This is a genomic window from Labilibaculum sp. DW002, from assembly GCF_029029525.1.
Classification (GTDB): domain Bacteria; phylum Bacteroidota; class Bacteroidia; order Bacteroidales; family Marinifilaceae; genus Paralabilibaculum; species Paralabilibaculum antarcticum.
In genome coordinates this window covers 785486-799818 of sequence record NZ_JAKJSC010000001.1, presented here as the reverse complement: position 1 = coordinate 799818, position 14333 = coordinate 785486, and the positions used below count along the sequence as shown (strand labels likewise).

At 35.7% G+C, this 14333-nt stretch carries 11 protein-coding genes; 4 read left to right on the top strand and 7 right to left on the bottom strand.

Annotated features, from left to right (window positions below; translation table 11 throughout):
* Positions 1–555 precede the first annotated feature (555 nt).
* On the top strand, positions 556–2010 hold the full coding sequence (locus L3049_RS03060; protein WP_275108313.1) for a DUF3360 family protein: 1455 nt from the start codon (positions 556–558) through the stop codon (positions 2008–2010).
* A gap of 65 nt (positions 2011–2075) precedes the next feature.
* Entirely contained in the window at positions 2076–2390 is a 315-nt protein-coding gene (locus tag L3049_RS03055) for a putative quinol monooxygenase (RefSeq protein WP_275108312.1), read from the top strand.
* Positions 2391–2928: 538 nt separating this feature from the next.
* Here L3049_RS03055 and L3049_RS03050 read toward each other — a convergent pair.
* The 5 genes from L3049_RS03050 to L3049_RS03030 form a co-directional block, all read right to left on the bottom strand.
* On the bottom strand, positions 2929–3495 hold the full coding sequence (locus L3049_RS03050) for an acetate uptake transporter (RefSeq protein WP_275108311.1): 567 nt from the start codon (positions 3493–3495) through the stop codon (positions 2929–2931).
* Between the two features lie 276 nt (positions 3496–3771).
* Positions 3772–6081 (bottom strand): GH92 family glycosyl hydrolase, encoded by a 2310-nt coding sequence (locus L3049_RS03045; protein ID WP_275108310.1) that lies wholly within the window; start codon positions 6079–6081, stop codon positions 3772–3774.
* 227 nt (positions 6082–6308) lie between these two features.
* A complete protein-coding gene (locus L3049_RS03040) occupies positions 6309–7931 on the bottom strand; it encodes an AMP-binding protein (protein WP_275108309.1) in 1623 nt (540 codons plus the stop codon).
* A 281-nt stretch (positions 7932–8212) separates the two neighbouring features.
* Positions 8213–8683 carry a hypothetical protein gene (locus L3049_RS03035; protein ID WP_275108308.1) on the bottom strand — a complete coding sequence of 157 codons (471 nt, stop codon included), beginning with the start codon at positions 8681–8683 and terminating at the stop codon, positions 8213–8215.
* Between the two features lie 3 nt (positions 8684–8686).
* Positions 8687–9664, bottom strand: a complete 978-nt coding sequence (locus tag L3049_RS03030) for a Gfo/Idh/MocA family protein (RefSeq protein WP_275108307.1) — start codon at positions 9662–9664, stop codon at positions 8687–8689.
* A gap of 322 nt (positions 9665–9986) precedes the next feature.
* Between L3049_RS03030 and L3049_RS03025 the strand changes: the two genes are divergently transcribed.
* Positions 9987–11327 (top strand): cysteate synthase, encoded by a 1341-nt coding sequence (locus L3049_RS03025; RefSeq protein WP_275108306.1) that lies wholly within the window; start codon positions 9987–9989, stop codon positions 11325–11327.
* Positions 11328–11380: 53 nt separating this feature from the next.
* On the opposite strand, the gene L3049_RS03020 is transcribed toward L3049_RS03025, so the two are convergent.
* Positions 11381–11755, bottom strand: a complete 375-nt coding sequence (locus L3049_RS03020; RefSeq protein ID WP_275108305.1) for a VOC family protein — start codon at positions 11753–11755, stop codon at positions 11381–11383.
* Positions 11756–11867: 112 nt separating this feature from the next.
* Positions 11868–13781, bottom strand: a complete 1914-nt coding sequence (gene acs, locus L3049_RS03015) for an acetate--CoA ligase (protein WP_275108304.1) — start codon at positions 13779–13781, stop codon at positions 11868–11870.
* A 222-nt stretch (positions 13782–14003) separates the two neighbouring features.
* Here acs and L3049_RS03010 point away from each other — a divergent pair, with 222 nt between their 5' ends.
* On the top strand, positions 14004–14258 hold the full coding sequence (locus L3049_RS03010; RefSeq protein WP_275108303.1) for a hypothetical protein: 255 nt from the start codon (positions 14004–14006) through the stop codon (positions 14256–14258).
* Positions 14259–14333: the final 75 nt, after the last annotated feature.

Sequence of the window (14333 nt, the reverse complement as noted above, 5' to 3'; positions counted from 1 at the left end):
TTTTAAATATTGATTAGAATAGTTTAGAGGGAAAGGCTGTTGGCATTATGCTAGCAGCCTTTTGTGCAAATGGAATTTTTTCATGAGTTAGACAATATTGTGTTTTATAATTAATCGGGGTAAGTATAATTTAAAATAGAGTTATTTAGTTTAAGTCTAAATTATATCGTTTGCAGCTTTGTTTTTTTGCTTTAAAAATATTGAAGTAAAATTCCTTTAGTCAACATAAAAATATTTTTGAAGCTGTTCAGTAGATCAAAATAAAATCTATTGGGTAAATAATATAATTGTTTTTGAAATGCTGCTATTAATCAAACGGATACTTCTAGGAAAAGTAAGATATCTAGATGTTACTATTTATTTCTGTTGATCTTAAAAAGTGAATGCATTTTGCTAAATATTTTTGAGGTAATTCATAGATGCTTCTTTTTGTAAATGTGGGGGTTAGTGGAGTTTGCATAGCATCTTAATTTTTTTAGTTTTACGGCGATTTTTTGCCCCTGAAAACGTGTAAGTAACTGAATAGGGGTATGTAAAACCGAAAAAAGGAATAAGATGACAGAAGAAAAACAAAATTCTTACCAATCGAAGCGTAAGAAGGCTAAGGAGTTTTCAAGTAGAGAAGAATACTTGGAACACGAATTATCCATTATGAAGTTTAGGAAATGGAGAATCCACTTGCCATTCAGAGATTTCAACGTTGAATTAGAAGATTTAGTTCCTGCTCTTGCAGCAACAATTGGTAAAGTTGTAATGGTGACTGCAATGGTTGCCGTATTTGCGGTACAATTCGGGCTTTCTCCTGAATTTGTTGCAGAAAACGTTCGTTATGAACTTTTAATTGCCGGTGGTATTTTTGTACTACTATTTTCCGCAATTCTTAACCCTACTGCAAACTTAGCTGGAACTCACGGTCCCATGATTCCACTTATTCCTATTATTGCCGCCGCCGGTGGTCACCCTCTTGCTTTGGGTATTTTAATTGGTGTATTCGGACTAGCACTAAGTATCACTAAAGGTGGATCCAAGCTAATGACCTTAACTGGTGTCGGTGTTCGTGGTGGTCTATTAATTTACTTAGGTGCAGTTGGACTAATCAGTCAAATTAGCAAACTAGAAATTTGGTCATCAGGAACCGGTATCAATGCCTTATCCTTTGCCATTATTGGTATTACAATTCTTATCTATGCTTATTTGGCTCGTGTTAATAAACGTTGGTTAGCTATTCCTCTTTGTTCGGCAATTGCAGGTATTGTTGCCTTTACAATGGGTGCCGACTTTGCTTTTACTACAGAGCCTGGCCTTCCTCATTTTAACCCAATGTGGTGGTGGGGCGAAGATACAGGATGGAAACTTGGCTTGCCTAATATAGGTCATTTTGTTGCTGTTATTCCTTTTGCTATTCTAGCTGTAGCAATGTGGTCTCCTGATTATTTAGGACACCGTGTTTTCCAAGAATTAAACTACCCAAAGAAAGCAAAGAGCGTTCTTATGGATGTTGATGATACAATGACTGTTGCTTCTATTCGTCAGGTTATTGGTGTTGCATTAGGCGGTGGTAATATTGCTTCATCCTGGGGAACATATATGATTCCTGCAGCAATTGCTAAACGTCCTATTCCAGGTGGTGCTATTCTTACAGCTATCCTTTGTGTATTAGCTGCTGTATTGGGTTACCCTATGGATTTAGCAATGTGGGAACCAGTATTACGTATAGCTCTAATTGTAGGTGTATTCTTACCATTACTTGAGGCAGGTATGCAGATGGTTCACAAGCACAAGGATTCTCTAAGTGCAGGAACATGTATTTTTGCATGTGCTTTTGTTAACCCAGTATTCGGATGGGCATTTACGATGCTTCTTGATAATATGGGCTTAATTGGAGATCGTGAGCGTGCTAAGGAATTATCTCTAAAAGAGAAATTGATTATTCCAGGTGCCATGTTTATTGTTTGTGTGGTGTCACTAGCCTTAGTTGGTCAATTACCAGGCATCCCGGGCATATTCTAATACCAGTAAAATGATTTTCTTTCGTAAAATTTCTTTAAGTTTGATTTTCGAAAAAAAATAGCAAAATGGAAATAAGAAAAAATGAAACTCAACTGGTATGTATTGCCAGATTTATTGCAAAAGAGGGAGAAGCAGATCAGCTAATCCAAAATTTACATGCCTTGATGTTGCCAACTCACCAGGAAGGTGGTTGTATTCGTTACGAATTAAATCAAAGTATTGATAATCCGCATGTAATTACTTTTGTAGAGAAATTTTACGATCAGAAAACTTTTGATGAGCATTGCAATCAAAAATATATTGTAGACTTTTTTATGGATGGAAATCCTGCTCACGTTAAGGAATTTGATGTGAGTCTTCACAAAGAGATTCTTCCTTAAGGAATAGTTTGCAAAGAGTATAAAATTAAAAGAGGTAAACTGATCTTAGATCGGTTTGCCTTTTTTTGTTGCCTAATGTGTCTTATTGGTGTGAAAAAAACGCTATCAAAATGAACACCTAGCAAAATTTACCTACGAAGATAAAAATAAAGAATAGCACAAAAGGATTAATTGCATTGTCGATTCGTGATGGGTCACCGAGGGCTTTCTCCTAGTCCCGAAAGCTTTCGGGATTGTTTACTTTTCATCAATGGGAAAGTAAAAGTCCGTCCGACTTGAGGACAAGGTAGATGGTGTAAGCGCAAAGAAAAACAATCACAACAGAGAACGCTGAGTGATACAGAAAAAAACTTAAATACGAAGAAAGAGTATTGTAAAGATCAAAGAGTAGTTTACAAAGCTGATAAGCTAAGAATCTTTGTGATCAGGAAGTAATAAAAAAAGAAAAGAGGCAAACCGATCTGATTTGAGAATTATCGGTTCACCTCTTTTATATATCTAATAAATTCTGTTCATAAGGAACAAAATCCAAGAGAATTTATTTTTTTAACCATGCTTTTCCAACAGGAACAATAGCACGACCAGCAACATCATTAATAATGATTGCACCCATCATATACCAAGCTGCAAGAGCACATGCAATTAATACGTAAGCAGCTGCAATGTTCATTGCTGGGAAACCAAAGTGTCCTAAGTCCAATAGAATAAAACCAACCATTAAAATACTAAAAGTAGTTGCCATTGCTGAATGGATAAATAAAGAAGCAAACCATAAAATTAGCGTAAAAAACGTATAGCCAATTAGAAAGTAACCAACATCTGTTGTTGATGATTTGTACATTCCGAAATAGTTTAGTACCCAAATAATACCAATGCTAATCCAGAAAGAACCGTAAGCAGAGAATGCTGCAAAACCGAAATTGTTACCATTTTTGTGTTCTAATAATCCTGCACATAACTGTGCGATACCACCAAAGGCAAAACCTACTGCCAATACTGGACCCAATCCACACAATCCTAAGTTGTGTAATTGCAATAAGATTGTACTTAATCCGAATCCTCCAAGTCCAACTACTGCTGGATTTCCTAATTTTACGTCGCTCATTTTTATAATTTATCTTGATTTTTCAGTGCGCAAAACTAACAAATTGATTAAAAGTGAGGTGATCGCTCTAAGTAGTTATGAAACATACGTTTACTTGTCTGAAATTGTTTGTGAATTATAAGGTTTTGGTTTATAGTAGTATAGGTTGTGTTAAGGGCGCTTTATTGCAGTATTTTTAGAGAAAAATGTTGTGTAACTACTATGATTAAAAGTGAATAAGCGCTTAGAAAATAAAAAATCCCCATCCATTTAGTAGGATGAGGATGTAGAAAGTGTTTATTTCTTTATTGGAGAATCACTCATGTAGAAGGTAATTGCTCCTCCATTTGTAATAGCTGAATGTTTTAAAATATTGCTTTTGTGTTCCTCGCCGTTGATTTCAATTTTCTGCACATAAATATTTTTACTGCTTTGATTGATGGCATTAATATGCAATTTTTTTCCATTTGGGAGTTGAATAGTTGCTTCTTTAAGCAATGGACTTCCTATTGCATATTCGTCAGAACCAGGTAGTACTGGGTAAAAGCCCATTGAGCTAAAAACATACCAGGCACTCATTTGTCCAGCATCATCATTGCCGCACAAACCATCTTCTTGATTGCTGTACATGCTATCCATTATCATTCGCACACGTTCTTGCGTTTTCCACGGATGATTACACCAATTGTATAGGTAGGGAATATGATGTCCGGGTTCATTTCCATGTACGTAGTTTCCGATTATACCGTCACGAGTGATGTCCTCATTCTTTTCGATGTATTTGTCTTCTATTTTGGTGGTGAATATTTTATCCAAATGATTTGAGAACTGTTCTTGTCCACCCATCATTTCTATCATATTATCGATTTGATGAGGAACATACAAGCCATAATTCCATGCATTTCCCTCAATAAATCCTTGTCCGTGAGTGTTCAAGGGATCAAACTCTTTTCGCCATTCTCCATTAGAGAGTTTTGGTCGCATGTAGCCAATCTTTGGATCGTAAACATTTTTGTAATTCAAGGAGCGATTGGTGAATTCTTCGTATTCTTCCTTATCACCAGCTAACTTAGCAATTTGAGAAATACACCAGTCATCGTAAGCATATTCCAAGGTTTTGGATACAGAAGATGAACTTTTGTCTTCAGGGACATACTTGTATTTTATATAGGAATCAATTCCATCGAAATAGGAGAGTGTGGCTGAATTTACACAAGCTTGCAAAGCCCTTTGTTTATCAACATTACTTGTTCCTTTTACCAAGGCATCTGCAATTAACGAAACAGAATGATAGCCAATCATACACCAATTTTCATTCGCATAATGCGACCAAACTGGAAGCGCATGATGCACACTTTGATCATGATGAGCCAATAATGATTTGATCATATCATTATTTCTTTCTGGCTGAATAATATTGAATAGGGGATGCAAAGCTCTGTAGGTGTCCCAAAGTGAGAAAACGGTGTAATTTGTAAAATTGTCCGATTGATGAATATTTTGATCCAAACCACGATAGTTTCCATCAACATCTTCGTAAATACAAGGACTCAGCATGCTGTGGTATAAAGCTGTGTAAAAGGTTTCTTTTTGTTCTTTGGTTTCTGTTTCAACCAATATCTTAGAAAGTTCCTGATTCCACTTTTCTTGGGTTTCTTTTACTGTTCTGTTGAAATCCCAATGTGGAATTTCACTTGTTAGGTTTAGTAGGGCACCATTTGTACTTACTGATGAAAGAGCAAATTTGATCTTAATCTGTTCTTTTTCTTTGGTTGAGAAATTGAAGAAAGCACGGATGTTTTTACCAGCCATTTCAGGGAAATTATTTTCTTCATCGAACTTTCGATAAAAACCATTGTAAATTTCTTTGTCATACTTTTTATGACCGTAGGACTTGAAAGCTTTCGAAAATTGCATGGCAAAGAAGACCTTACGTGTTCGTCCCCAACCATTTGTTTGACGATAACCAGTTACCAAAGTATCATTCTCTACTCTAATAAAAGTCCATATATTTTTATCTTCATGATGATAGATATTAGAAACAAGGTCTAATAGAATATGAGCACTATCTGATTTTTGAAATGTGTACTGGTGAAAACCAACACGATCTGATGTACTTAGTTCTGCGCTTATTCCATAATCGTCAAGCAACACTTTATAGTATCCAGGTTTAGCGAATTCATTTTCGTGCGAAAATTGTGAATGGTAACCACTTTGAGGAATACTCGCCTGTCCTGGCTCCAAATTTAGTTTTCCCGTTGTTGGCATAATTAAAAAATCACCCAGATCAGAATGACCAGTTCCACTTAAGTGGGTGTGACTAAATCCGTAAATTGTATTGTCTTCATATTGGTATCCAGAACAGTATTTGTATGTGTCTTTGTTGTATTCTCCATCAATAAACATTGGTTCCTGATTGGTATCTGGGCTTAGTTGAACCATTCCAAAAGGAGCACAAGCTCCAGGGAATGTGTGTCCCATGTTTTTGGTTCCAATCATGGGGTTTACATAATCAATTAGATTGCTTTCAACTAATAATTGTTTTTTATTGGTTTGATTTTCACAGGAAATCAGAAAAAGAAAACATAATGGTATTAGGAGTCTCATTTAGGCAGGGTTTAGGGTTTATTTGTATTATTGTTTGTTGCTGAGTTTAGAAAAGTTTAGGTCTTTTCATATTTGAATCATTACTTTAATAAATAGAGTTAGTGTGTTGAGTGGCTAATGTAGTAAAATATAATTATAGAGAATGGTAATTAATAGGCTTTCATGCACAAAAAAGACCAGCAAACATAATTGGTTTACTGGTCTATATTATTTTATAGGTGCTTAACTTATCTGCTGGTCACCTCAAGTTCTTTGCTCGATATTTCTCTCATTTCTACTTTACGGATTTTTCCAGTAACAGTAGTTGGGAATTCTGTAGTGAATTTAAAATACTTAGGAATTTTGTAAGTCGCAATTTGCCCTTTGCAATATTCTCTAAGTTCTTCTTCCGTAGCCGATTTTCCTTCTTTGAATTTTACCCAAGCCATAACAACTTCGCCATATTTATAATCAGGAACACCAATTACATACACTTCGCTAATGCTGTTGTGCGAATGGAAAAATTCTTCTATCTCAAAAGGGGAGATGTTTTCTCCTCCACGAATAATCATGTCCTTAATTCTTCCTGTAATCGTAACATAGCCATCTTCATCCATACTGGCTAAATCTCCTGTATGCATCCAACCTGCATCATCAATAACCGACTGGGTTGCTTCTTCGTTATTCCAATATTTTAGCATTACCGAATAACCACGTGTGCAAAATTCACCGCCTTGTCCTCTTTCAACAATTTTTCCCGTTTCCGGATTTACAATTTTAATTTCCTGATGAGGATGCACTCGACCAACGGTTCCAACACGTTTGCTAATTTCATCATTAACAAAAGTTTGAGTAGAAACTGGAGATGTTTCTGTCATGCCATAGCAAATCGCCACTTCTTTCATGTTCATTTTCTCCTGTACTTCGCGCATCGCTTTCTCAGGACATGAGGCTCCGGCCATAATCCCAGTTCTTAAACTACTCATGTCGTACTTCTCAAAATTAGGATGTTCTAATTCTGCAATAAACATTAAAGGAACGCCATAAAGAGATGTGCATTTTTCATCTTGTACGGTTTTTAATACCGTTTCAGCTTCGAAAGCTTCTCCAGGAATCACCATTGCTGAACCATGAGTAATACATGCAAGATTTCCTAAAACCATTCCAAAGCAATGATAAAAGGGAACAGGAATGCAAACACGATCATTTTCAGTATATTTTAAACGCTCGCCAATAAAGTATCCATTGTTTAGGATGTTATGGTGGGTAAGGGTTGCACCTTTTGGAAAACCTGTAGTTCCAGATGTGTATTGAATGTTGATGGGATCGTCGAATTGCAAATGAGCTTCAATTTCTTCGATTTGTTCTGTAGAGATTCTTTTTCCAGCTTCAATTAATGCTTGCCAATCTCTATCTAGAATTACGATTTGTTGCAGGTGAATACACGATTGACGAACTTCTTGAATGATTTCAAAATAGCTGGTTTTGCGAAACCCTTCTGACATGATTAATAAACTAATTTCCGATTGACGAAGTGCAAATTTCAATTCAGAAGCTTTGTATGCAGGGTTTACATTTACCAATATTGCACCAATCCTTGCAGTAGCAAATTGTACAATTACCCACTCGTGTCGGTTTGGTGACCAAATTCCAACACGATCTCCTTTTTCAACTCCAAAAGCCAGTAATCCTTTTGCTACCTCTTCAATTTGTTGCCAAAATTCGCGGTAGTTAACACGATAGTTTTGATAAGGTACTATAAGTGCATCTCTGTCGGCATAAAGTTCAACCGTTTTGCGTAATCGTTCTGTAATCGTTTCGCCTAAAAGCGGTAGGTTCGAGCTTCCATGCTCGTAAGATAGTTTGTTCATTTTTATGATTTTTCCGGAACGAATTGCGCGCAACTCTTCCGTGATGTGATTTAAACATCAGTTGTTAACTAAAAACCATCTTTTAAAGTTGACTTGAATAAGTTCAACTATTGATTAGGAAGTAATATTGTTGTGATGGAGCATGAACTCCTTTGTTTTAATATGGTGTGCAATTTATAAAAAATCTTTTATCGTGCAATAATTTATTTGAGATTGTAAAACATTTAACAGAAAAATTGCTTTGTGGCGTACTATTTTTAATTTCAGGAAAGTTGGGAGAATTATTCTTCCTCCCAAACTATTGTCTTAAAATCTTCCCAAAAAGGGCCAAATTGGATTTCGGAAATTTTATTATTATCAAACCATAAGTGAAGGTTTTCATTTGGAAAGAAGATCAACTCGTGGGTAGGGAATTCTTCCGAATCGGCATTTTCAAACTCCGGTTCACCCAATTGAAAATGTTCCAATTCATCCATTAGCATTTTTTTGCTTAAGCCAACTTGAATGAATTGGAATAATTTGTATTGCTCCTTAAGAACAGAAATGTAACTCAGTTTGTCTTGATCGATAGATTCAAATGTAAAACTAAGACCTTTATCATGATAAAAAAGCGTAACACTAGCTTCCTCTGGAGATAATGAATATTCACCAACATCATCGGCTTGCCCGAGAATTTTTTCCACTTCGGCTTGAATCATACCAAACTGGATGCCAAGAATACCTTTCCCTAATATGATGTCGTTTGAGTTCATTTATTATGCTTCAAATGGATACTTTAAACCAATCTGTTCTCTTACCTTGTCCATTAAAGATAATATTTTTTTACTTTTTACTAAAGGGATTACAGGACTTTCCGCTTTTTCATTCTTTATCAGATTGTTAACGGCATCAGCTTCATGATTGTAGCCCATTTGTGGAGCTTCATCTTTAAATTCTAAAGTCTCATTATCATTGACTAAAATGGCCTTTTTTGCCATCCAAAACTGTGGGATTTCAATTCTTCCCTTATCACCATAAATAATTGCTTCATTTTTAAGTTCTGCAACAAGCGAACTTGAAATTTGTGCCATTCCTCCATTTTTGTATTGCAATTGAATGCTATTGGAGGCATCAATTCCTGTCTCTGAAAAGGTTGCTATTGCCTGAATCTTTTCTACTTCTTTATCAAAGACTAATTCGGCTATGGCAATGCCATATATTCCAATATCCAATAAGGCACCTCCAGCCAAGTTTGGATTGGCCAATCGTTCCTTTTTATCCATATCACCTCTAAATCCAAAGCTGACTTGTACTTGTTTAACCTTACCAATTTTGCCTTCTTTTATCCATTGCATCGCTTGAATAATAGCTGGTAAGTAATAGGTCCAAATCGCTTCCATAAAAAATAAGTTCTTTTCTTTGGCAAGCTTTTGCAGAATATCAAATTCAGAAGAATTTACTGTTACTGGTTTTTCACATAAAACGGATTTCCCTGCATGAAGACAAAGTTGAGCATGTTCTAAATGAAAATTGTGTGGAGTTGCTACATATACAACATCAATATTTTCATTTTTTAGCATTTCTTCGTAAGATGAATACGCATTGGCGATTCCAAATTCATTAGCAAATTGATTTGATCTGTCTTTAGATCTTGAGCCAACGGCAATTATATCACCTTCAGTTACCACTTTAAAATCAGCTGCAAATTTCTTTGCAATTCTACCAGCACCCAATATTCCCCACTTAATCGTCATAACAAAAGTATTTGTGTCAATTGTATATCCACAATAGGAATTAGTTCCTAGTGAAAAATCAACAACCGTTAAATAAAATATGAATTGTTAAATATAAGCTTTTGATTGAAAAACTGAGGTCTAATTTATCTTGTTTAGCAAATTATTCTTCAAAAACACATTTTACAAGTGAGAATTGACAAACAATTAATTTTGAGAAATTCAAGTGTAATTTTTACGATTGTAGAGGCAATTCTATGGTAGTGAAATAAAGAAGTTGTTAGGGGAAATGTTTCTAAATAGGTGAAAATTGTTTAACAAGACATTCAAAATGACTATTTTTATGCTTTCAAAATCAAAACATGTAAGAATGGCTATGGATTTTAAAGCTACTAAATATACTCTTGAGTCGTTACAGACTGGAAAGAAGTTTGAAGATGAAGGATGGACTCTTGATGCACCAGCGGAGGATAAACCCTGTTTGATTAGAGCAATTTATGAGAAGAAGCAATTGGAGGTAAAAGATGAGTCTTTAGGGATTTATAAGTTTTCTGATTGGTTGCCAATTCATAAAACACTGGAGGGGTCTTCGGCACCTGCTACCTATAAAAGTGAAGGCTTAGCAAAGTATTTAGGCTTGAATAACTTGTATATCACATTTAGTGGTTACTGGCCGGAGAAAGGTGCTAACTTTCGTACTTGTTCGTTTAAAGAGACGGAAGCTTATGCTGTAAGTGGACGATTGAATTCAACTGATCAGGTTTTGGTGGTTGCTTCTGCCGGGAATACGGCCAGAGCATTTGCACGTGTTTGTTCCGATAATAATATACCATTGCTTCTTTCGGTTCCTGAAGATAATTTATCGGCCCTTTGGTTCGATGAGCCGATAAAGGATAACGTTCGTTTGATCGCAACTAAATCAGGGAGTGATTATTTCGATGCCATCCATCTCTCGAATATTGTATGTGGACTTGATGGTTTTGTTGCCGAAGGAGGAGCAAAGAATGTTGCTCGTCGCGATGGTATGGGAACAACAGTACTTTCTGCTGTGAGCGAAATAGGTCAGATTCCTGATTATTATTTCCAGGCTGTAGGTAGTGGAACGGGCGCAATTGCTGCTTGGGAAGCTAATATGAGATTTATTGAAGATGGTCGTTACGGAGCAAATAAGATGAAACTAATGGTTTCTCAGAATGTACCATTTCTACCAATTCATGATGCTTGGAAAGCAGATTCCAGAGCTATGTTACCATTAGAGGATGAATTAGCTCGTAAGCAAGTTGAGGAGATTGACGCAAAAGTTCTTTCTAACCGTAAGCCTCCATACCCAATTGCTGGTGGTTTGTTCGATGCAATGAAAGATGCGGGTGGCGATGTTTTAGTAGCAACGAATGAAGAAGCTATAGAGGCGGGTAAACTATTCCTTGAGACCGAAGGGAATGATATTCATCCTGCAGCAGCTGTAGCTGTAGCAACTTTAATTAAAGAAGCTAAGGTTGGAAATCTTGATAAGGATGCTTGTGTCATGCTAAACATCACTGGTGGTGGCGAAGAGCGTATCAAAAGAGAAAAAGAAGTGATTTATTTAAAACCTTCTCATGTTTTCGATATTAATCCTGATGTAAGCACGGTTAAAGAAGTTTTAGAAAAACTTTTTAAAATAGAAGGTTCAGAAATTATATAATATAAAAAAAGCAGGCTTAAAGCCTGCTTTTTTATTGCTTGTATTTTAGTTTATTATGGTAGTTTAAAATGAGGATTGTAAATAATTCCAATTACGTTTTCCCAAGGATCTTTAACACTGGCTACCCAAAGTTCTCCACCAACATTTTCAGGTTTTTCGTTTGCAATTGCTCCAGCTTTAATTAGTCTTTCGTAGCTTTCGTTTATATCGTCAACTCCCCAATAGGCAACAACATTCTCGGTTTTAGCTATCGATGAATTAGGATCAGGCAATAAGCCTAATTCGTATCCACCAATAGTAAATCCAACGTAAAAATCTTCGTTAAAATAGGCTTGAGTATTGAATGCTTTCTCATACCATTCTTTTGCCTTTTTTAAATCGTTCACTTTATAAACGGTTGTTCTTAAACCCAGAAATTCTTTTTTCATTTGTATTTATTTTGCTTTGTATTTCAAAATAATCAATTGTAATTTGATTTGCTATTATTAGAGGTGAAAGGTCATGAAAAAAAGCTTATCCTATTGATAAGCTTTTAATTTTCTATTGTTTCACATCTTCTAATGCGCCGTTAATTATTTCTTCTACCACTGAGGTGTCTAATAGGGTAGATATGTCTCCAAAGTTATCGAAGTCTCCTTGGGCAATTTTCCTTAATATTCGTCGCATTATTTTACCCGATCTGGTTTTCGGTAATCCTTTTACCAAGAGTATTTTGTCTGGCTTCGCAATAGGGCCAATTATTTTGGTAACACCTTTACGGATACTTGTTTTGATGCCTTCTGCGCCACCAGTTGATAATTCTCCACAAACTACGAAGGCATAAATTCCTTGACCTTTAATATCGTGTGGAAAGCCTACAACAGCCGATTCATTTACCAATGGATGCTCATTAATGGCATTTTCTACTTCTGCCGTTCCCATTCGATGCCCAGATACGTTAATCACATCATCAACTCTTCCTAAAATGCGATAATAGCCATCTTCATCACGCTTTACTCCATCTCCCGAGAAGTATAAATTGTCGAAGGTGCTAAAGTAGGTTTTCTTGAATCGTTCATGATCTCCCCAAATGGTTCGAAGCATGCCAGGCCATGGGTATTTGATACATAAATTTCCTTCAACACTTTTCCCAGACAATTCTTTCCCTTCGCCATCAACAATAATAGGTTGAATTCCTGGCTGAGGTAAAGTTGCAAATCCTGGTTTGGTAGGAATAATTCCTGCAATAGGGCTAATGGAAATTCCACCAGTTTCGGTCTGCCACCAAGTATCTACAATTGGGCAACGATTTTTTCCAACATGATCGTGATACCAGTGCCAGGCTTCTTCGTTAATTGGTTCTCCAACAGTTCCCAAGACCTTTAATGAGGAAAGATCTTTATTTTCGACGTATTCTTGTCCCATCGACATTAAAGAACGAATGGCAGTAGGAGCAGTATAAAATTGGGCAACCTCGTATTTATTTACGATATCCCAGTATCTTCCAGCATCAGGATAGGTTGGTATTCCTTCAAACATCATTGTTGTTGCACCATTTAATAAAGGACCATAAACAATATAGGAATGACCAGTGATCCAACCAATATCAGCAGAGCAAAAATAAATGTCTCCATCGCTGTATTGAAAAACATTTTTGAAAGTATAAGCTGAATAAACCATGTAACCTCCGCATGTGTGCACAATACCTTTTGGCTTATCAGTAGAACCTGAAGTATAAAGGATGAACAAATTATCTTCAGCATCCATTAACTCAGCTTGATTTACTTCTTCAGCATTGGCCATGCATTCGTGCCACCACAGGTCGATTTTATCATTAAAAGCAATCTTCGTATTGGTACGTTGAACAACAATTACCTTTTCAATTGTAGGACAAGTTGCTACAGCTTCGTCAACAATATCTTTAATTGGGATTGTTTTATTGCCTCGATATCCTCCGTCCGATGTGATTACCAATTTGGCTTCAGCATCTTTAATTCGATCCGCTAAAGAATTCGATGAAAAACCCGCAAATACGATGGAATGAATTGCTCCAATTCTTGCACAGCCTAACATAGCAATTGCCAATTCAGGAATCATAGGCATATAAATTGCGATTCGATCTCCTTTTTTTATGCCCAATTCAAGCAAGACATTGGCAAATTTTTGAACTTCTTCAAATAATTCAGAATAAGTTAATACTCTATTTTCATCTTTAGGATCATTTGGTTCCCAGATGATTGCTGGCTGATTTCCACGAGTAAATAGGTGTCTTTCAAAAATGTTTTCGGTAATGTTCATTTTTCCGTTAACAAACCAATTGATTCGAGGTTCCGAAAAATTCCAATCCAATACCTTATCCCATTTTTTTCTCCAAAAAAAACTTTCTGCAATTCGACTCCAAAAAGCTTCTGGATTCTCGACACTCTTTTGATATTCATGGATATAACCACCAAGAGTACTAATCTTATCAATCATGTGTTATCTATTTTGGTTAATAGTTTAAATCTAGATATCTCAATATATGAAATTCTGCATTCATGAAAAAATAAAATAAGAAGCAGTAATAATCAGTCAGATTAATAGATGGATTGTAAAAATATGAGATGATTTTCGTAATAGATTTGCTTACCTTGTCAGTTCAAAAAGATCCTTTTGGATTTATTTTAACATCAAATAATTCTTACTATTTTAAATTTTATGAATAAGAAAACAATTACAATCCTCTTACTATTTATTTTACTGATTTCTATTTGTACCGTATTAGTTGTAAATGGGATTCCAGAATTGACAGAAGACTGGACAGCTCAATCAAGAGCGATATTTAAGCAATATGTTAAGGTGATTGGCTTTTTAAGTGTTATGGGTTTGGTTTATTTACGTCTTCGAAAATCAAAGGAAGAGAACTTGGAAGAAGAATATATTGATAATAAGATTGAAGAAAAGGGTGAATAATAAAATAACATAAGGCCATGGAACGTACATGGAGGTTGAATCATAGAGTTTATAAGGGATTGAATGTCATCGGTT